This is a genomic window from Mycetohabitans sp. B46, from assembly GCF_037389205.1.
Taxonomy (GTDB): Bacteria; Pseudomonadota; Gammaproteobacteria; order Burkholderiales; family Burkholderiaceae; genus Mycetohabitans.
In genome coordinates this window covers 122,521-142,001 of record NZ_JADBGL010000007.1, presented here as the reverse complement: position 1 = coordinate 142,001, position 19,481 = coordinate 122,521, and the positions used below count along the sequence as shown (strand labels likewise).

15 protein-coding genes are annotated in these 19,481 nt (G+C 58.1%); 3 read left to right on the top strand and 12 right to left on the bottom strand.

Annotation, left to right across the window (positions count from 1 at the left end):
- Positions 1 to 4: 4 nt before the first annotated feature.
- Complete coding sequence (locus IHE30_RS09760) at positions 5 to 550, bottom strand: PadR family transcriptional regulator (protein ID WP_337690202.1); 546 nt, start codon at positions 548 to 550, stop codon at positions 5 to 7.
- A 586-nt stretch (positions 551 to 1,136) separates the two neighbouring features.
- Between IHE30_RS09760 and hfq the strand changes: the two genes are divergently transcribed.
- On the top strand, positions 1,137 to 1,610 hold the full coding sequence (hfq, locus tag IHE30_RS09755; RefSeq protein ID WP_443193635.1) for an RNA chaperone Hfq: 474 nt from the start codon (positions 1,137 to 1,139) through the stop codon (positions 1,608 to 1,610).
- Positions 1,611 to 1,831: 221 nt separating this feature from the next.
- On the opposite strand, the gene IHE30_RS09750 is transcribed toward hfq, so the two are convergent.
- From IHE30_RS09750 to IHE30_RS09715, 8 genes are all read right to left on the bottom strand, one after another.
- The gene (locus tag IHE30_RS09750; protein WP_337690200.1) at positions 1,832 to 2,848 is read right to left on the bottom strand and encodes an amidohydrolase family protein; all 1,017 of its coding nucleotides are present in this window, start codon (positions 2,846 to 2,848) and stop codon (positions 1,832 to 1,834) included.
- Positions 2,849 to 2,885: 37 nt separating this feature from the next.
- Positions 2,886 to 3,410, bottom strand: a complete 525-nt coding sequence (locus IHE30_RS09745) for a 3-hydroxyanthranilate 3,4-dioxygenase (RefSeq protein ID WP_337690198.1) — start codon at positions 3,408 to 3,410, stop codon at positions 2,886 to 2,888.
- Between the two features lie 96 nt (positions 3,411 to 3,506).
- Positions 3,507 to 3,938, bottom strand: coding sequence for a RidA family protein (locus IHE30_RS09740; RefSeq protein WP_337690196.1), 432 nt, complete (start codon positions 3,936 to 3,938; stop codon positions 3,507 to 3,509).
- Positions 3,939 to 3,962: 24 nt separating this feature from the next.
- Entirely contained in the window at positions 3,963 to 5,453 is a 1,491-nt protein-coding gene (locus IHE30_RS09735; protein WP_337690194.1) for a 2-hydroxymuconic semialdehyde dehydrogenase, read from the bottom strand.
- 540 nt (positions 5,454 to 5,993) lie between these two features.
- Positions 5,994 to 6,530, bottom strand: a complete 537-nt coding sequence (locus IHE30_RS09730) for a hypothetical protein (protein WP_337690193.1) — start codon at positions 6,528 to 6,530, stop codon at positions 5,994 to 5,996.
- Positions 6,531 to 6,569: 39 nt separating this feature from the next.
- Positions 6,570 to 7,619 (bottom strand): L-threonine 3-dehydrogenase, encoded by a 1,050-nt coding sequence (tdh, locus tag IHE30_RS09725; RefSeq protein ID WP_337690191.1) that lies wholly within the window; start codon positions 7,617 to 7,619, stop codon positions 6,570 to 6,572.
- 10 nt (positions 7,620 to 7,629) lie between these two features.
- Entirely contained in the window at positions 7,630 to 8,829 is a 1,200-nt protein-coding gene (locus IHE30_RS09720) for a glycine C-acetyltransferase (RefSeq protein ID WP_337690189.1), read from the bottom strand.
- Between the two features lie 1,184 nt (positions 8,830 to 10,013).
- Positions 10,014 to 11,183, bottom strand: a complete 1,170-nt coding sequence (locus IHE30_RS09715) for a DNA-binding protein (protein ID WP_337690187.1) — start codon at positions 11,181 to 11,183, stop codon at positions 10,014 to 10,016.
- Between the two features lie 1,887 nt (positions 11,184 to 13,070).
- Between IHE30_RS09715 and IHE30_RS09710 the strand changes: the two genes are divergently transcribed.
- Positions 13,071 to 14,417 carry a replication initiation protein gene (locus IHE30_RS09710; protein WP_337690185.1) on the top strand — a complete coding sequence of 449 codons (1,347 nt, stop codon included), beginning with the start codon at positions 13,071 to 13,073 and terminating at the stop codon, positions 14,415 to 14,417.
- Between the two features lie 38 nt (positions 14,418 to 14,455).
- Here IHE30_RS09710 and IHE30_RS09705 read toward each other — a convergent pair whose 3' ends face one another.
- The gene (locus IHE30_RS09705; protein WP_337690184.1) at positions 14,456 to 15,559 is read right to left on the bottom strand and encodes a ParB/RepB/Spo0J family partition protein; all 1,104 of its coding nucleotides are present in this window, start codon (positions 15,557 to 15,559) and stop codon (positions 14,456 to 14,458) included.
- 23 nt (positions 15,560 to 15,582) lie between these two features.
- Entirely contained in the window at positions 15,583 to 16,242 is a 660-nt protein-coding gene (parA, locus tag IHE30_RS09700; protein WP_337690182.1) for a ParA family partition ATPase, read from the bottom strand.
- Between the two features lie 1,087 nt (positions 16,243 to 17,329).
- On the opposite strand from parA, the gene arsC reads away from it, so the two are divergent.
- Positions 17,330 to 17,686: an arsenate reductase (glutaredoxin) gene (arsC, locus tag IHE30_RS09695; protein WP_337690180.1), complete on the top strand. Its 357-nt coding sequence runs from the start codon at positions 17,330 to 17,332 to the stop codon at positions 17,684 to 17,686.
- 583 nt (positions 17,687 to 18,269) lie between these two features.
- Here arsC and IHE30_RS09690 read toward each other — a convergent pair.
- On the bottom strand, positions 18,270 to 19,403 hold the full coding sequence (locus IHE30_RS09690; protein ID WP_337690178.1) for an AGE family epimerase/isomerase: 1,134 nt from the start codon (positions 19,401 to 19,403) through the stop codon (positions 18,270 to 18,272).
- Positions 19,404 to 19,481: the final 78 nt, after the last annotated feature.

Genomic DNA, 19,481 nt, shown 5'->3' with positions numbered 1-19,481 from the left:
GCGCTCAGTGGCCAAGTTCGTGCAACAGCGCCACGACATCGTGCGCCCATTCGATCCAGGTTTCTTCGGCCCGAATGCCGTACCGCAGCACCGCGTGTTGTAGGCGTTGCTTCGTCGAGAGTACGGGGGCGGCGAAGTCCCGCTGCTCGATGTTCCGATAGGTGTCGAGGCGGGCCTGCCACTGCTCGAGCAGTCGCGCCAGCTCCTCCCCCAGCCCGTCGGGGCCGACTACAGCGGCCGCGCGAAGCTTGACTAGGAATGCTTGCCGACAGTTCCGGTCACCGTCGTCTAAAGGTTCGCGGATCCACCGCACGAGTTCTGCCCTCCCGGTGGGCAGCACCTGATAGCATTTCTTGCGCCTTGCCGGATCGCTCAGGTCATCAACGGCCGCTACCCACCCGATGGTCGCCATGCGGGCAAGTTCGCGATAGATCTGCTGGTGCGTGGCGTGCCAAAAATAGCCGATCGAGCGATCGAAGCGGCGCGCCAAGTCGTAACCCGAGGTTGGCTTTTCGAGCAGCGACGTAAGGAGAGCGTGCTGGATGGACATGAGCTGCATTTTATCCGCTTGGCAACGTTAGCGACGCCGCATTCGATGATATTGACGCTGTGTTGGCTGTCTCGGATGCATCACCTCGCTTGGCCGGTCATGGCTTCGCATCGGTTGTCGCGTCAAAACGACAACCGCCGACGATGCGCAGCCTGTATCGTCGCGCCGTTACGGCTGGCACGCCATCCTGGTGCCGCCCTTCTGATACGAACCTGGCGTGACGCTTCAGGAGGTTGCCAACGCGGCCACGCGCTGGCTCGGCCTGCGCAACACTTCTCGATGCCGGTGCGTGCCGTGTCGATCGGGGATTTCACCGCGCTGCGCCCGTCTTCGGTCCGCGATGTCGATGCGCTGCGCGAACTGGCCGCAGGCACGCTGCGCACGCTCGCGCCAGTCGTTCTGGACGTCACAAACGGTGATGCTCGGCGATGGCCGTTTGCTGGACGATGCGAGGGGCAGCGGCTCCCCGTTGTTGCAGATCGGACCATGGACGCGAAGCAAGCGCCGGATAACCGCTGCGCCGGACCACGATAAAAAGCATGCCGCCCCGGCACGCCGCCAGTCTGATACCATTTGAGCTTGAACCGTGGTTCCACTTCGCCGCGCTCCGTATCCCTCAACCTCCAGTGGTCGTGCATTCGGCATCGATCACTACGCACGCTCAGCACAACGCATGGCGTCAGAATCCGGCCGGTCGCAAAACGACATCCTCAATTCAGCGCGCAAAGAACGCAAGCGCATCCAGATCTATTTGGTCAACGGCATTCGTATCGTCGGCCATGTTGAATCGTTCGATCAATACGTCGTGATGCTTCGTACCCCTGGCGGCATGCAGGTCATCTATAAGAAAGCAATTTCGACGGTCCAGCACGACACGCCCGACAGCCGTGCCGCCCGGTCGGCGGCATCAGGCCGCGGCGCCGGACCCGACCGCGGGGGGCCAACGTCCCGCATGTCGGCGCGCCCGCGCACGGGTGCGCCGGCAGACACCGTCTCCCGGCCGGTGGTAGTCACCCGAAAGCGCCGCGTCACAATTCCAAACAGCAATACCGACGAGTAAGGCTGCCACCGCGTCTATTAAGAACCCGTTGGCCACACTGGCGGCCGCGCCACCGTCCGGCGCTAGCCGGGCGACGCGTCGACGAGTTCGAACTAATGGCTGGCTCCGGTAGTATGGGCTCGACCGCTGCTTCGAGCAAATAGTCAATCATCCTGATTAAGCGGCCTAACGCGTGCGACCCGCCGAGATCGATGACTCAGCGGGATCCCGAACAATCTCACCTATACGGTGACCGGCTCCGACAAACCAAAAAAGCGCAACGCGTTTTGACCGAGGATCTTGTGCTTCGCGTCATCGCTTAGTTCCGGATGCGTCGCGACCAGTTCGCCGATCAACTGCTCTCCGAGCGGGAACGGGTAATCGGAGCCGAGTAGCACCCGATCCTCTCCCATGGTATCGACCAGCATTTTCAGCGCACGTGGATCGAAGACCGCGCTGTCCACGTGAAACCGATTCAAGTATGACAGCGGCGGGTGTGGGCAATTTTCACGGACGATATCCCGGTTTTCCCACGCGTTTTGCACGCGACCGAGCAAGAACGCAAAGCTGCCGCCGCCATGCGCGAAGCAAAGCTTCAACGAGGCCGGGATACGCTCGAAGGCACCGGACAGAATCAACGACACCATGCTCAACTGCGTCTCCGCCGGCATGGCGACAAGCCACGGCAGCATCCATTTCTTCATCCGGCCATCGGTCATCATGTCCCACGGATGAACCAGCACCGGAATCCCATCGTTTGCGCAATGTGTGAGAAACGTAACCAGTTGCTCGTCGTCCAAGTCGCGCGCGCCGAGGTGATTGCCGATCTGCACACCGCGGTGTCCGTCATGGAACGCGCGCGTCGCCTCGCGGCACGCCAGCTCGACGTCCTGCAACGGCACCTGCGCCAGCGCCATCAATCTGTCCGGTGCATATGCGCACATTTCCAGCGCGAGATCGTTCATTCGTCGCGCCCATTCGTCGGCCGCCCTGGCGTCGTAGCGATAGCCGAACATCACCGGCGTCGCGCACATCATTTGGATGTCGATGCCGCGTTCGTCCATCTCGGCGATACGCGTGCGCGGATCCCACAGCGCACGGTACACCGGTCGAAATGACTGGTCTCCCGTCATGATCATGCCATGCTGGCCATCTGCGTCGATATTCAGCCAGGGGGCCTGCGCGGCGTCCAAGCGTGCCGCTTCTTCCCGTTTAATGCGCGGGAAGAAATGAGAATGCATATCGATTCGAAGTTTCATCGCGAGTTGGTGTGGCAATCCAGTCAGGTCCAGTTAATTAAGCGGCTTTGCCCGTATGCAATTGGCCGCACTGCGGACATCGCCGCTTGTCCTCGGAGCCATAAAATGCGTCGAACAACGGTGGCAGGTCAGTCACGATGCTCTTAAGCTGGACCTCGACCCGATGCACCCGGTGGTGGCACGCGTCGCAGTACCACTCAAATCCGTCGAGCAGTCCCGGCGGCCGCTGCCGCTCGATCACCAGGCACGCGCTGCCGGCCTCGGGCCGCTGCGGCGAATGCCGCACATGCGGCGGCAACAGGAATATGTCGCCTTCTTTCAAATCCACGCGCTCTTTGCGACCGTCGATCCACAGGTGCAGGTACGCGTTGCCACGCAACTGGTAAAAGAACTCCTCGAGCGGATCATCGTGGTAATCGGTACGATGATTTGGACCGCCCACGACCGTCACGATTAGGTCACTGTCCTGCCAGACTTGCTGGTTGCCCACCGGCGGCTGCAGCAAGTGCATGTGTTCGTCGATCCAGCGATGGAAGTTGAACGGCTTCCCATATCCCAGCATGTTGGTTTCCTCTATCGGTGCACGGTACCGCCGCCACGTCACGCCGGCACAGCCGAGGCGCCGAACGTTCCCCCTCCCGTGCCTGGCGCTACGCGCTCAGCGCTGGCGCGGCGCATAGGCGACAGCCTTGATCTCGATCAGCAGGTGCGGGTGGGGTAGCTGATGGACGGCTACAGTCGTGCGGGTCGGCCCGGCTTCATCAAAAAATTCGCCATAAACCTCGTTGTATCCACCAAAGTCGTTCATGTTGACCAAGAACGTCGAGATGTCGACTAGATTCGAGAGGTCGGCCCCCTCGGCGCGCAAGATGTCGCGAATATTCTCAATCACCGCCCGGGTCTGTGCCCGGATGTCCAGGTTCACCGTCCCGAGCGCATCGACCGACGCGCCGACGATCGTATTGTCGGGACGGCGAGCGCTGGTGCCCGATACGAACACGAAGTCACCGGCACGCTGCAGGTGCGGAAATCGGCCGCGCGGCGTGGCCTTACCTGGTACAACGCGGCCCTGGGAAGTCGATTCAGTCATGAGGTTTTTCCGTATTTCGTGCGTTTATCCGATCTTCATGCAAACATTGGTCAGCTCAGAGTAGAAGTCGAGCGAATATCGGCCGCCTTCGCGACCCATGCCCGACAGCTTGGCGCCGCCAAATGGTGTGCGCAGGTCGCGCACGAACCACGCGTTGACCCACACAATGCCGGTCTCGATTTGGCGTGCAACACGGTGGCCCCGGGTCAAGTGCGTAGTCCAGATGCTTGCCGCCAGACCGTAGGCGCTATGGTTGACGCGGCTGATTACCTCGTCCTCGCTGTCGAACGGCGCCACATGGCAAACCGGCCCGAAGATCTCCTCGGTCACGCAACGCGCAGTGTCCGGCAGGCCCGTCCAGATGGTCGGGTTCACGAATGCGCCACGATCTCGGGCATCACCGAAATGCGGGGCATCGCCGCCGGTTACCACGTTGGCACCTTCCTCGACGGCCAACCGGAAATACGACAGCACCTTGTCGCGATGATGTTGTGAAATCAACGGTCCCATCGTGGTGGTCGGATCTTCTGGCGCGCCCACGCACAGCGCCTGTGCCTTTTGCTTCAGCGCGGCCACGAAGCGCTCGAAGATCGGTCGCTCGACGTACACCCGCTCGCTGCATAAGCAAACCTGCCCTGCGTTCGTGAAGCTTGATTTGGCCACGCCGTCAACCGCGGCGTCGAAATCGGCGTCGGCAAATACGACCGCCGCGTTCTTGCCGCCCAGCTCGAACGAAATGTCCTTCACGCCATCGGCAACCGTCTTCATGATAGTGCTGCCGGTGCGCGACTCGCCGGTAAACGTGATCGCGCTGATGTCCGGATGACGGGTCAGGAACTCGCCCGCCGCGTTGGGCCCGTGACCATGAATCAGGTTGAATACCCCGCGTGGCAAGCCGACTTCATGGATCACCTCGGCCAACAGTGTCGCCGAGCCGGGCGTTTCCTCCGACGGTTTGGCCACCACGCAATTGCCCATCGCGAGCGCGGGCGCAACCTTCCACGTCAGCAGTAGCAGCGGCAGGTTCCATGGCGAAATGATGCCCACCACGCCGAGCGGCTTGCGCGTCACATAATTGATCAGCTCGCCGCCGTCCGCCGTATGGGTCTCGAAAAACTCGCTATTTGCGGTACGCACCAAATCGGCGAACATGCGGAAATTGGCGATGCCCCGTGCCACGTCCAGCGTCCGCGCTTGGGCAACCGGACGGCCGGTATCCGCCACTTCCGCGGCAACGAATGCATCAAAACGCGCTTCAATGCCTTGGGCAATCCGGTGCAGCCAGTCCGCCCGCTGCGCCGGCGTCGTGTCGCGCCAGCCGGCCAGCTGGGCCGCTCGTGCCGCCCGCACCGCGCGATCCACGGCTTGCGCATCAGCCTCGCAGACCAGCGCAACCTGCGAGCCGTCGACCGGGCTCAAGTCCTGGAACGTGGCATCGCCCGCCACGAACGCACCATCGATGTAGTGCCGTAGCAACCGGGGGCGGGGCGACGCAGTGTCCGATTCGATGTTCACAACCACTCCTGCGTATTCAAAAGGTTAAGAGCAGTCTATGAGAGGCACCGCGTGCGCGGAAATCAAACATTCGTGATTGACTATATGAATCGGTAATACCAGTGCCGCAACTGAGCCGGCCGAGCCGGCCCGCGACCGCCGTGACGTTTCCACGCGGTTTGAAAGTCTGTACACCACGGGTCCAATGATCAGTATCCGGCTGCCTCCGACCATGACGCAGCAGGCCCGCCCTGCTTACTCAAGCGCCACTGAGTTCATCGCGTCGTGCTGCAGCGGCGTGGCGATGTGCATTCCCTCGTTCCAACGACCGTAATTTCGGCCAGGCGTGAGACCCATTCCTGCAATACGCGAGGCGCCATCCGGGCGTTGTGTTCATGAGAAAGGACGAGATTGTCCGCTACGCGCTCCCTAGTCCGGCGGCGCTGCGTCAACCTCCATTGAAGACGGGATAGACGTTGCTGCGTTCGCACGCTCATGCGCGCGCCGCATCAAGCGTGTTGCGTCACGACACCGAGTTGACGCAAAAATTTCATTAAAAATTCAATCGATACGGATCTTTACTTGAAATCCCACGGTGAACGGCAGCTTCTCCGACGGTATCGGCGGGATCAGGATGAAATTCGTGCCAACACGCTTGAAATTCGTCATGAGCACAGGGGCGAGAACCGGCCCGACGGTCCGATGATGTCCTATTCCCCAACGGCCGTAGTGATACCCGGAAATCATGCCGCCCATCGCGGCGACCCGGAACCCTCCCCAATGGACAAACTCCGGTGCCCATATGGCGCCGCCGTAGAACGATGGACGCCGAATCGAATTGCGAAAGTACCCTGCCGTCGCCCCCCACTGCGGCGAGAAATAACACTCGACGCCGATCCCCGGATTGAATGGCTCGAAGTGCTTCGACGGATCGGGATCAATATGGTACGAGCCCAACATTGCATCGACCCATACACCATGCTCGCACCAGCTGGCGTGGGCACGCGGCACCCCGAACCCGACTATCGCTACGCACAACACCGTTAAGCTGACGCGCCTGCGCGCGTCACGATGCTGAAACATCGTTCGAATAGGCATCCTTTCTCCAAAGGCAGGCCAGAGCCAGAAATGCGTACTTCACACGCCCTGCAGAATCGACGACGCTGTCCAATCCAGGATGACCTTGCCGCTGCGTCCGGACAACATCGCATCAAAACCACTGCGGTATTCCTCCACGGGGAAGCGGTGCGTAATGATCGGCGACAGGTCCAGCCCGCTTTGCAGCATCGCGACCATCTTGTACCAGGTCTCGAACATTTCGCGTCCGTATATCCCCTTGATCTCCAGTCCTTTAAAGATCACATGGTTCCAATCGACTGCGGTGCGTGCCGGCGGGATACCAAGCAGCGCAATTTTGCCACCGTGGTTCATATGCTCCAGCATCGATTCGAACGCGCTCGGCGCGCCCGACATCTCGAGTCCGACGTCGAACCCTTCGGTCATGCCAAGTTCACGCATAACCTGCGTCAAGGATTCGCGCGACACGTTGACAGCACGGCTTGCGCCCATCTTCATGGCAAGCTCGAGCCGATACTCATTGACGTCCGTGATCACGATATGGCGGGCGCCAACATGACGGGCGATTGCCGCGGCCATGGCGCCGATCGGCCCCGCACCGGTAATCAACACGTCCTCACCGACAAGCTTGAAAGTCAACGCCGTATGCACCGCATTGCCAAACGGATCGAAGATCGCGGCTAACTCGTCATCGATGTCATCCGGTATCTTGAAGGCATTAAAAGCCGGAATCGCCAAATAGTCGGCAAACGCGCCTGCGCGATTGACGCCGACTCCGATCGTATTACGGCACAGGTGACGCCGACCAGCACGGCAGTTCCGGCAGAACCCGCAAGTGATATGACCCTCACCGGAGACCCGGTCACCCACCTTGAATCCTCGCACTTCTTGCCCGATGGCGACGATTTCGCCGACGTACTCATGACCGACATGCATCGGAACCGGGATGGTTTTGCTCGCCCACTCGTCCCACTTCCAGATATGGAGGTCGGTGCCGCAGATCGCCGTCTTGCCGATGCGAATCAACACGTCGTTATGTCCGATCTCCGGTTTTTTCACCCTGGTCAATGTCAGGCCCGGTCCCGCCTCCAGCTTCGCCAGCGCACGCATGGGCGCTCCCTCAAATGACATTCAGTGCTCGGCCAACGCGCTCGAACGCACCGACGGCCGCCTCGATCTGTTCCGGCGTGTGCGCGGCGCTCATCTGGGTGCGAATCCTCGCCCGCCCTTTCGGCACCACCGGATACGAAAACCCGGTGACATATACCCCTTGAGCCAGCAATGCCTCGGCCATCCGGCCGGCGAGTTGCGCATCGCCAAGCATGACCGGGATGATGGGGTGCTCACCCGGAATCAGCGTAAAGCCCAGCGAATTCATTGCGCGGCGAAACTGGGCGCCGTTCTCGCGCACGCGCCGGCGTAATGCTGCCCCTTCGTCGCTGCGCAGCAATTCCAGCACGGTGAGCGAGGCATAGGCGATGCTGGGCGCGAGCGTATTGGAGAACAAGTAGGGCCGCGAGCGTTGTCGCAGCAACTCGACGATCGGCGCGCGAGCCGCGACGTATCCGCCGGATGCACCGCCCAGCGCCTTGCCGAGCGTCCCGGTGACAATATCGACCCGGTCCTGCACGCCACAGTGCTCGGGCGTGCCCCGCCCGTGCTCCCCAATAAAACCCACAGCGTGCGAGTCATCGACCATGACCAGCGCGCCGTAACGGTCCGCCATATCACAGATCGCCTTCAAGTCCGCGATGATCCCATCCATAGAGAACACGCCATCGGTCGCAATCAGCTTGAACCGCGCACCGGCCGCGTCGGCAGCCTGCAACTGGGCTTGCAGGTCGTCAATGTTGTTGTTCCGGTACCGAAAGCGCTTGGCCTTGCATAACCGTATGCCGTCGATGATGCTCGCATGGTTCAATTCGTCACTGATGACTGCGTCGTCCTCCGTCAACAGCGTCTCGAACAATCCGCCGTTCGCGTCGAAGCAACTGGAGTAAAGAATGGCATCGTCGGTATGCAGGAACGAAGCCAGTGCCGCTTCGAGTTGTTTGTGAACCGATTGGGTCCCGCAAATGAAACGTACCGACGCCATGCCGAACCCATCCCGGTCCAATCCGTCTTTCGCCGACTTCACGATCCGTGGGTCATCGGCAAGGCCCAGATAATTGTTCGCACAGAAGTTCAACACCTGAGCACCGTCCACCAGCGCGATGCTCGATGATTGTGGCGAGGCAATCACGCGCTCCGACTTATAAAATCCATCTGCGCGGATCTGCTCCAGCATAGTGCGCACGTGCGCGAAATAAGCGTCGTTCATGAACACTCCTGAGGTGGGGTAACGCGTGATGCCGATGCAAGACGCAGCACATAGCCTGCTCACCTCCAGGCATTCTGGCTTGCTCAACTGACTCAAATATCGAATTCGTGTTCGATATAGCGAACAATTTACTCTACCGAGGCATCCACGACAAGCTCCGATCCACGCTCGCCAGCACGCCGTACCATCCCGCGCGGACCGTCGGCCCACACGACATCCCCACGCTGCCCGGCACGGACGCAAAATAGCAACTGCGAGTTTGGGGCCGGATAGACTTGGACGGCAACATGGGCCCTGTTCACGTCGGTGAGTCATGATCATAGCTCACCGATGAAGCCTCCCCTTCTCCCGTAAATCCTCACCTTATCTGTAAAAGCCACATTCGCGCCAACTGCTCTCTATCTCTTAAAAATTAGCTATCCGATATAAACTTGAGGCCAGCAATGGTTGGCATCTCTCCGATTTTTTGCACGGGATTCTGCTATTTGCGCTGCTATCAACGTCCATGTTGCTGTTTTTCTCGGGACAAATCGTGCGCATATACATGATTTGCCAAGTTTTGCCACGCATGGCAAAGGCCATTTTCTAGTCATGCAGATAGATTCCGGTACTGAACAACCGGTTGTTACGCAACACCCCAAGAGTTGTCGATGCGTGAACACCGAGATGTCGACGGAAGGGGTTTTGGCTAGCGGCTATTTACCCAACCCTTCGCGTTCTGCTGACTCCTGCAGAGAAGATGATATCCGCGACATGAAACGCATTGCCCGAGCTTTGCTATAGGTCCCGAAAACCTTCACCTTTGCTTATGTAGGCAACAGCGCGACGACAAGGAATCGTCGGCTGCAGCTCCCCCGTGTCGGCTCGCGCTCTGATCCTGTAAAAGCTCACCTTTTAACCCCCGAAGATTCTCACCGTGGTTTTCAGCTCAAGCTCCTCCATCGCTGTCCCGTAAAAGCTCACCTTATCTTCTGCAAAAGCTTGCCTTATACGTTATCCGGCGCCGCAATGTCCTTTTATAGCTTGTCCAGGTGCGCGCACGGCCACCCACAGTGCACCGAAGGGTAGCTCCCGAAAAACCTCACCTTTGAGTGCACTGTGACGCCTTGCGGCAGCACATCGCTCCGGCCTAGCTGTGTCGCCAGCCGTCAGGCTGGCAGTGTTGTAAGCCGCTTGTCCCACGTTTAGCCTGATAGCCATGGTGAGACTGCAGCGGCAAATCGGTTATAGGCGGACAGCCGAGAAGGGGCTTCGCCGGAGGTGCGCTCGCACGCTGGACATTGCAATTCAAAACGTCCATCGTGCTCATACAGTTCAAGCTCCGCATCACCGCATACCGCACATGTCGATGGTAGCGCGACGTAACCGTCAACAGCGGTACCAATCGACGCAATTTCCTCATGGGTGAGACGGCCAGCCAGCGCTAAGTCTGCAACCAATTTGCCAAGTGCCGACGGTACGCCCGCTTGTACGCGAAACTGTTCTATTTGCCGACTTAACCGGTCAACTTCGTCTGATTTTGTATCTAGCTGGTTTTGCAGCGTGTCGGCACGCGCCTTGATTGCCGCTAGTTGCTGGATGTGCTCGAATTCCTTACGACTTTGCTCGCGCAAGCCGGTTTGGTACGAAGACGCGGCAGAACGGAGTGCGTCTAGTTCGACCAGCAGCGGCTTGACCCGGCGCTCAGCGTTCGCGATAGCGTCCTTGATCTCGGCCGCATAGTGTTCCGTGCAAGCCTTTAGCTCGGTCTGTAGCGACTCGACTTTGTTGCGTAATGTTGAAATCTCTGCTTCGCTATCCGCCAACCGGCCTTCCAACACGGCGACTTGTTCGTGCGCGCGCCTAGCCATGGCCCGTTCGGTCGCTAGCCGTTCGGCCGCTTCTCCTTCTTTGAGCGCGGCCTCCGTCCATGCGGCATGATGCCGTTGTAATTCAGCACGGGCATGCTCATACAACAGTTGCGCATCCCGGACTTTTTGCTCTGCTGCGGCGATAGTTTGTTGCATCCCGACCCGTTCTTGCGCCAGTTCGTCCCGTGCTGTGGCAAGTGCGGCATCGTAAAGGCTGTGAAGCAGCTCGCCAGCGGTGCGGTGCAGCGCTGGCGGCAATACACCGGTGTCGATCCGCACCTTCGACGTGTCGCGTACTCGCTCCCAGAAAAACTCGATATCTTTTGGAATATCACTGGCACTACCAACACCGGTCAAATCTCGAACGTTGGCCAGTGTCGGACGGACCGCGTGATCGAAAAACAGACGTTTACATGCGTGCAGTGACAATTCGCGACGCCGGGTGCCTTGGGCTTTTAGGCTCTCCAGTTCATCCCGTATTGCCTGCTTGTCTTCGTCATTCATCAGAGCAGCCCCGTATGATCAACTGGAACGATCATAACAAATTACGTAGTTTTCGCTACCAATTGGTTCACTGAGTATTGCCCTTCATGCCATGGGGCTAGATCACAGTATGTTGGGTCAGTGGACCTAGAATCGGCGTGAAACATTCATCCCCGCTGTCAGTAATACCGTTATTTTTCATACATTTAGCGCATCACGCGGGACTTTACTTAATGTTTCACAAGCGTGACCAACATCGTTGGCCAAGCTCTTTAATTCCGTTATGCATCGGCAGAGTTCCGACCAACTGAAGAGGAGAAGCGTAGCGTTTGCTACTTCGATAGTGGTATCAGTACAGGCGGTCATCGCCACACGTTGTGTCCATGACTGTTTTTTTCAGGGTCTCACGGGGTTCCTAGAGTTAGTTAATAAAAACACCTAGAAGTATCTTTAAAAACGTTAACGCCAGCTCAAACCCTTATCCAGCATGGCTTTCCGGGCATCAAGGTGAGGGTTTTCGGGAATTTAGGTGAGACCTCTCGGGATACGACGGTGATAGGGTTCGGGGAGTCTGGTGAGGCATGACGGGAAACATCGTGAGCGGATTCGGGGGCGGGCCGTGCAGTCCTGACGGCTGTAGGTGAGACGTTTCAGGAGGATACCCGCGCAGATCCCCAGCCAGCAAAGTGTTGACGTGCTCGGATATTGGGCTCGCAAACATTATGGTGAGCTTTTTCGGGAGGTGGTGTTCGACGTGCGAAGCCGTCTTCCGTTGCTTAATTATTGTGCAAGGTGAGGTTTTTCGGGACCTGAGCGCTGACTAAGGTGAGCCAATACGGGAGTAGACATAAGGTGAATGGTGTTTTGCGTATCGTGGCGCTGCAAAGGTGAGGTTTTTCGGGGGCGGTAGTTCTCCCCTTCGAACACGATAGCTCGGTTCTGGGGCGGCATGGAGGCTATTGAGGGGGACTTTTAGCCTGAATATTTCGCTCAATTGCGCGTGGTGATACCGTCAGGTGAGCCTTTTCGGGAGCCAGATTGCAGGTTAGATAGGCCGTTCGGTGGGCGTGGCCAGGCAACAAGGTGAGATTTTACGGGATTAGCCGGCGTGAGCATTCGATGCCATTCGTCCGTTTCGTATGCAGTGTGAGCAATCGCCTTCCATAAAGTGTTTGATTTATAAGGGATTCTGCGAGCAGAATTATCGCCGTTATGCTATGAAGGTGAGCTTTTTCGGGGCCTCAGGGCAGAAGGAGGGGGCAACGCTGCCGGATTTGACACTGCTCAATGCCCTGTGCAAGGGTGAAGGTTTTCGGGACTCACAGTGCGTGGTCCCAGAGTTGCACGAAGTTTTAACAGGTCAGTACCCCTTTTCGAGAGCTGTGACGAGCGTTTTTGGCATGTTATATGGCCAACCCAGGACTGTGGCGGCTTTCCCCTCGACAAAGGTGAGGGTTTTCGGGAGCCCCTGACACACAATAAGAGCGTGTTGTTCTGCTCATCCCATGTCAGCCGGGCGGCGATCGCCGTTCAATGGTGAGAGTTTTCAGGAAAGGCCTGCAATAACCTTCCTGGCTTATCTGCGATCGTAAGAAAATTGCTTTGAGGACAAGGACATGCAACCCGCTTCAGCTAGCGTATGAATTTCGCGACAGGTCAAAGGTGAGGCTTTTCAGGACCCAATTTTAGGATTCGCAGGAGGGATGACGGTTATGCATACGCCTGCAGCCCCGACTACAAGGGGCATCACTGTATCAGTCCAATCTTTAAAGGTGAGGATCTTCGGGAGCATATCGCGGTGAGGTGGATATTTTCGCGACACCTCACCCCTCAGGGGTGAGACGATGGATGTAGACGGCTCTCACCATAGCGGGTATTCTTCAAGCAACCACTGTCCGGACCTGACACATGGCCACCCGCGTTGCAAAGAAGAAGACCGATGTCGTCAGCCCGAACTCCTCGGAGTTGCGCAAGGCCGTCGAAGCCATTGCGATTCAGCCCAAGAGCGGCAAGATTACCTTGCTGACTCGCAAGCTGTTCAATGTGCTGTTGGCTGTCGCTCAGCAGGCCGATGAGTCGGGTGACACCTATCGGGCGCTGCTTTCGGATATTGTCGCGAATTCTGCGTTCGACTCTAATGACACGGCGCTGGTCAAGGAACATTTGCGTCGAATGGTCTCGGTGCAGGTCGAATGGAGCACCGGGACATCGAGCCAGAAACCGGGGCGTAAGTGGGGCATTTCAACGTTGATCGCGGACGCCGAAATTCTCGAGGACGCAACCACCCGGCGCGTATGGGTTGAGTTCTCGTTCGCGCCAAAGATCAAGAAGAAGCTTCTCGACCCGGTCCAGTATGCCCGTTTGAGCCTGCAATTCCAAAGCCAACTGCGTAGCAGTGCCGGGCTGGCGCTGTACGAGATTTGCGTACGCTACTTGACCAATCCAAGTCACCTTACGATGCGTGAGCCGTGGCAGTGGTGGCGTCCTATCCTGTCCGGAACACCGGACTCGGAGGCCGGCGATGAAGCCAAGCGTGAATACAAGTATTTCAAGCGCGATTATTTGCGGCCCGCCATCGCGGAAGTGAATGCGGTAACCAATATCAATGTCGAATTGATCGAGCATCGTGAAGGGCGGCGTGTATCGGAAATCCAGTTTCGGGTCGTGGAGCGTAAGCAACCGATGCTAGCGCTCGATGAACATCCAAACGTGTTTGATAGCACGCTGGTCGATCGCATGGTCAAGCTCGGAATTCCGTTGAAAGAGGCGCAGACGTTGTACGCCGACAGTGAAGAGAACCGCATTCGCGCCGCGTTGCAGATGACGGAGCAACGGATGCGTAGCACGACGCTGCCTGCGGTGCGCAGTGCTGCGGCGCTATTCAAGGATGCACTGAAGAAGGGCTACGCGCCGCCGGTTGAGGAAGTCCCTGCGCTGCAAGTTAAGAAGGTTGCTGGGGAGGAAGATCCAAGGGCCCGGCTAATGGCAGAATATGCTGCGTATCGTCGTAAACAGGCGCGTGAGCTTTATGATGAGCAGGATGATGCGGGGCGGGATCTCGCGCGGGAATCATTCGAGGATGAAGCGTTGCCGGGGCTGGGCGCTCACCTGCGGGACGAATGGCGTAAGCGTGGCATCGCGTCGAAGATCGCCGAGACGGCCTTTTTTGATTGGTTGGCGCTGAAAACGTGGGGCGAGCCGACGGATGGTGATCTGCTCGCGTTCACGTTGAACCACGCACGCGCCGTGGCATGATCGGCTTGCGAGACGTTGCCGATGGCGCGTGCGGGGTGTTACGCGTCAGCGGTGTTGATGCTGCGGCTGTCAGTATCCGAGGTTTTCGGCATCAATAGCGCTTCGATCTGTGCCAGCAATTCGTCACGCTTTTCGCGTGCCAGTCCTTTCAGCTTTAACTCGAGGCGGTCGTCACCATACGACTTTAAGTCGCCGAGCGTCGCTCCACCGACTTTGATCTCCAGCCGTTGCGCGTAGCGTTGCCGGCGCAGCGGCTTGGGCGCGTCGCTAGACACTGCCCTGCCCTTGACGATATCGGCGACTTGCCGGGTGCTGAGGTCGTCGGCGACGATCTTGTTGATTAATCGAAGCGTGGCATCCGTACCCTTGGCGGAATGATATCGGGCAACTTGGTACGCCATGTTGGAGCCAAACCGATCTGGTCTAGCCACCATTTCCTGCATGACGGCTTCCGGGAGTTTCGCGATGCCTAATGCGACGGCAACCGTCGACTCATCAATGCCGAGGTGTTCGGCAAGTTCGCGTTGACTTTGGAAGTGCTGCTCATCGAGAAAGCGCCGCCATACGATTGCGTTGTCGAAGACTGTTTGCGAGTCTCGCTGGACGTTCAGATCATAGCCGAGCCTATAGCTTTCGATGCCAATGGGCAAGTCTACGACGATTGCTCTGACATTTTCTTTGTTGGCTTCTTTCAGTGCCCGCACGCGGCGGCCACCGTCGCTGACAAAGAAGGTACCGGGGTTTTGATGATCCGGAATAACGTGAATGGCTTGCAGCTGCCCTTGCTTGGCAAGATTGACGGCAAGCTCGGCAATCGATGACTTCAGGTAGAAATGGCGTGGATTGAAGGGACTGGGTTTGATGGTTTTCAGCGGGATCTCAATGACCTGTCCCGGCGTATATCCATTTGCAGTGCGCCACGCCCGGTATGCTGCCGATTCGTTAGTGCTTGGGGTGACGGCCCCGGACGGATCGGGCGCCCCGTTCTTTTTAGCGATCGCGATCGGTTCGGACGTATCAGGGCTACCTGGCTGTTTGACCCACGTGTCAATCGCGTTGAGACGCTCCAGTGCTGTTCGCTTTTCGCTGGTCGTCGTATCCGGCCGTGCCTGGAAGCCTCGGGCGAGTTGAGAGGATTTCATACGGCTCCTTTATGCGCATAAAGTCACTGCAACAGCGCCGCGATCTCATCGGCGCAGGCTCGGATCTCGGCGCTTGCCATCTTGGCGCCACGGTCCGACATTTGTAAAACGGTCTGCCCCAACGCCATCGCCTGCTTGTAGCACTCGCGGGTCGGGATCTGAGTCTTCAGAAGTGGAAAGCCCAGTTCCTCAAGCGCACGCTTCAATTCGCGTGTCAGCATTCGTTTCTCCTCGGTCTTATTGAGGAGAAAGACGGCTTTCAAGTCTTCGTTCATTGTTTGCGCTTGTTGGATCAGCTTGACCAAACCCACGCTCGACCAATAGTCAGCCGGCGACGACGACGTTGGCACAACCGCAATACTGGCCGCCAGCAGTACGACGCCGGAGACCTTCTCTGTAATCGACGGCGGGCAATCCACAATGATGAGATCGTAGTCGCTGACAAATTTCTTGATTTCTCTATGAATCTGGCCCCCTGCTTCCGCCAAGTTCACAATTGGGAACGGAATGCCTGATTCGTCACTGGCGGCGCTGGACCAGTGGACCAACGTATTTTGTCCGTCTGCGTCGATGACCAGGACTTTCTTTTTTCTTTCGTGAAACGCTGCGCCAAGATGCATTGCGATCGTGCTCTTGCCAACGCCCCCCTTCTGCTGAGTAACCGCAATGATTTCGGCTGCCACTCGTTACTCCCTTAGATAAACTTTAAGAAGTATATCGGAAATTGTAATTGAAAATCCATAGTTCGTTCGTACGATGTCGTTAAGCCGAGACTTTATGCGCATAAATTAGGAGGGGACCTTGGAGCCACACGGGCGAGCGCGGGTGCTGTTTGCGTGGTCGATACAGGCACGACGATGACGTAGCCGCCTCTGGCAGCAGGTTGCGAGTAACAACGGCATCGGCAACAGCTTTTCTGAGATTTTATAAGCGGTGTCGCGTGGCCTTTGGTGGTTGCACTATACGAAAAGCCAACGGGCTGGAGTCGCGCGGTCTGCAAATCGACTAGTCTTCTATCAGCAGCTTCTCATTGACAGTGAACGGTGCGCCACCTGGAGGATATGAGGTGACAGCCTAGTGGCAAAGAGAAACCCGACTCGATGCTTGATGATTCTCCGTTCGCCGCGACGAAGGCCTCGTGAACCTTGTTCTGACATTTTCCAATATGCAGGAGGTGCCGCGGAGAGGGCAGCGTCACGATTGGGTCAGTGGCGCCTGCGTAATCCATAGCCATGTTTGGCGGAACTTAGACATATGTTGTTGTACAGCGCCGCTAAGTAAACGTTTCGGCGAGGCGCTTTGCGTGGGAGGTGCGCCAGCGCTCAACGCCGAAGGTCTGTGCCGGTCAAAAAAGCAGATGAAATGGCTGACGGCTGCCGCAGTACATCCCGAGCGGACTTTATGCGCATAAAGGTTCGCTTCCTCCGTTGGTTCGATGCCTCCATAGCGCCGTAAGGGTTGGCAGTTCATCGCTACCGCTATTAGTCAGGGATTTGATGTAGAAGGAATTTAATGCAGTATTACTGCTTCACTACAGACCGGCTACCTCTTACGTGTCATCGATTGGTTCAATGCCACAAACCTCAGTGATTGTTTTATTTTGTTTTAATCATAACAATTTAGATTTTTTATTGAAATTGTATGTTACTGCTGGCGTAGCGGATAAGTATTGGCAATAGCGCGGGGCTTTACGAATGTGCCTGCACGCCACAGTGCCACCCGGCACAATGATGCCCTTCATCCTCTCCTCATGTTGCGACCGAGGTATCTATGATTACGATTTACCATCACCCCCGTTGTTCAAAATCACGTGCCGCCTACGCCTTGCTGGTAGACGAGTTGGCAGGACGCGAGGAGGTCCGGACGGTCGAATATTTGAAAACTCCTCCTACACTCGACGATTTGAAGCAGCTGCATGCATGGTTGGGTGTACCGGTGCGCGAAATGATTCGGGACAACGAGCCGGCCTTCGCTGAACTTGGACTGGGCGATACCTCGCTCACTGAGGACGCGCTTCTCAAGGCTGTTTCCGAACATCCGATATTGTTGCAACGCCCGATCGTTGTTCGCGATTCTCGGGCTGTAATCGGACGGCCACCGGAGCAGATCGCCACACTGTTCGATTAAGCGGCGTCAGACCTGAGCGAGCGACTGAATCTACGGGCGATCGTTGATCGACGCTAGGCGGCTCGCCATGCGCCTATCGACTGGCACAGCGAGACGGGTGCGCAACACGTAGGGGCTGGCGGTGGGTGTACTGTCTGTTGGCCGGTGGGTGTCGATGGAGGATTGGATCGGACGCCAAGCTGTCGGTGGGTTCGGGCGTCCCTCGTCGGTGGCGTGCTACCACGCCGGGCAGCGATCGGTCGAGATGCACCTGGTATTGCACTGCGAGCGGTGTGTCTGGATCTTGCGGCGGACGTGGAGTTTCGTTTCGCGCAGTGGGGAGACAAGGCCGGATTTGCTTGCGCGACGTGCTGGACGGACGACAGGTAGCCGCTTGCCGAAAACTTATTCGTGACGCAATAATCGAATGGCTGCCGTGGTGACGAGGCATGATCATCGAGTGGCGCGTCGATAAGCTTGCCAGTGGCCTCGCCCGCCATATTCACGATGGCGTCGCTTCAACCAGGTAATAGACTGATCGAAAAGTGCTCATGGAAGCATGCCATCGCTGTGGCCCCTAAAAAGGATAGCGAATGGACTGGCATCAAGCTCCCGTGCGCAAGCAGGCAACCGCGTGGTACATGGTCGCCATGTGATAGGGTGTCGTTGATGGCATGTCCGCGCGCACCACGGCGCCGTCCTGCGCAATCGATTCTATCCAGCCGTAGTCGCGCAAGAAACGCTGCTTGAAACGGCCGAGCTGCGTCTTCAGAGGCACGTGCGCATCTTGCTCGTCGCGGGTGCCGGGCAGCGCTTGCGATGTGGCCAGTGCGCGGGTGAATTCGGTTTGCGCCCACAACCGCTCGTTTGACTCGATCACATGGCCATGCTCGTCCAATGCGGCGCACACTCCGCCGGTGACGGGCGACACGCCGTGCCGGAGCGAGAACACATAGGCCGAGCCAAGCCAGGCGGGTAGGTCGCTGCGTTCGAAGACATCCGGCGCGCTCGACGCAAGATAGAACCATTCGAACTGGTGTCCGGGTTCGATGCGCACGGCGTCGCAGCCGATCGGCAGCTCCGCGATGCAGCCGGTCGGGCGATGTACGAATGTCGCGATCATCCGTTCCGCGATACGCTGCAGCGCATCGGAAAACCACGCGTCGGGCTGCACGTCGCGGGCGGACAGGTAGGCTTCGGCCAAGTGCATGATTGGGTTCTGCCGCGGGCCGTCAACGATCGTTTGGAAGTCGGCGGACAGCACCGCGTTGTACAGGCCGGCGTCGGTCGCGAAGCGCGTCTCAATCACATGCAGCGTCGCGTCGAGCAGATCCAGCGCATCTCGGTTGCCCCGGTGCCGGAAATATTCCGCGCAACCGAACACGATGAATGCATGCGTGTACAGATCTTTTTGCGTCTCCTGCGGTGCGCCTTGTGCATCAATGCTGTAGTGCCAGCCGCCATGTGTCGCATCCACGAACCGGCTGCGCAGCGATTCGAACAAGCGGTCTGCGTGATCGTGCCAGCCGGCTGCGCTGAACACGTAGAGTTGGCGCGCACACGCCATTGCTCGGTAGCGCGTGGGTGGCAACGCAGGCTGTCCCGGCGGCGCAACCACGTCATAAGGCAGGCCTAGTGCGTCATTGAAGCCCCGGCTGGCCCACAATGGCAATATCACGCTGGCCAGGTGTTGCTGCAACTCGTCGATGGTTGCGCTGGCGTAGTTTGGCTGGTTCATGCAGCAAGCTTTTTTCCGGGAACGGCTGGGATGCGAGTGTACCGCAACTGCCGGCCCTGCCCGCTGCCGGCGTGGCGA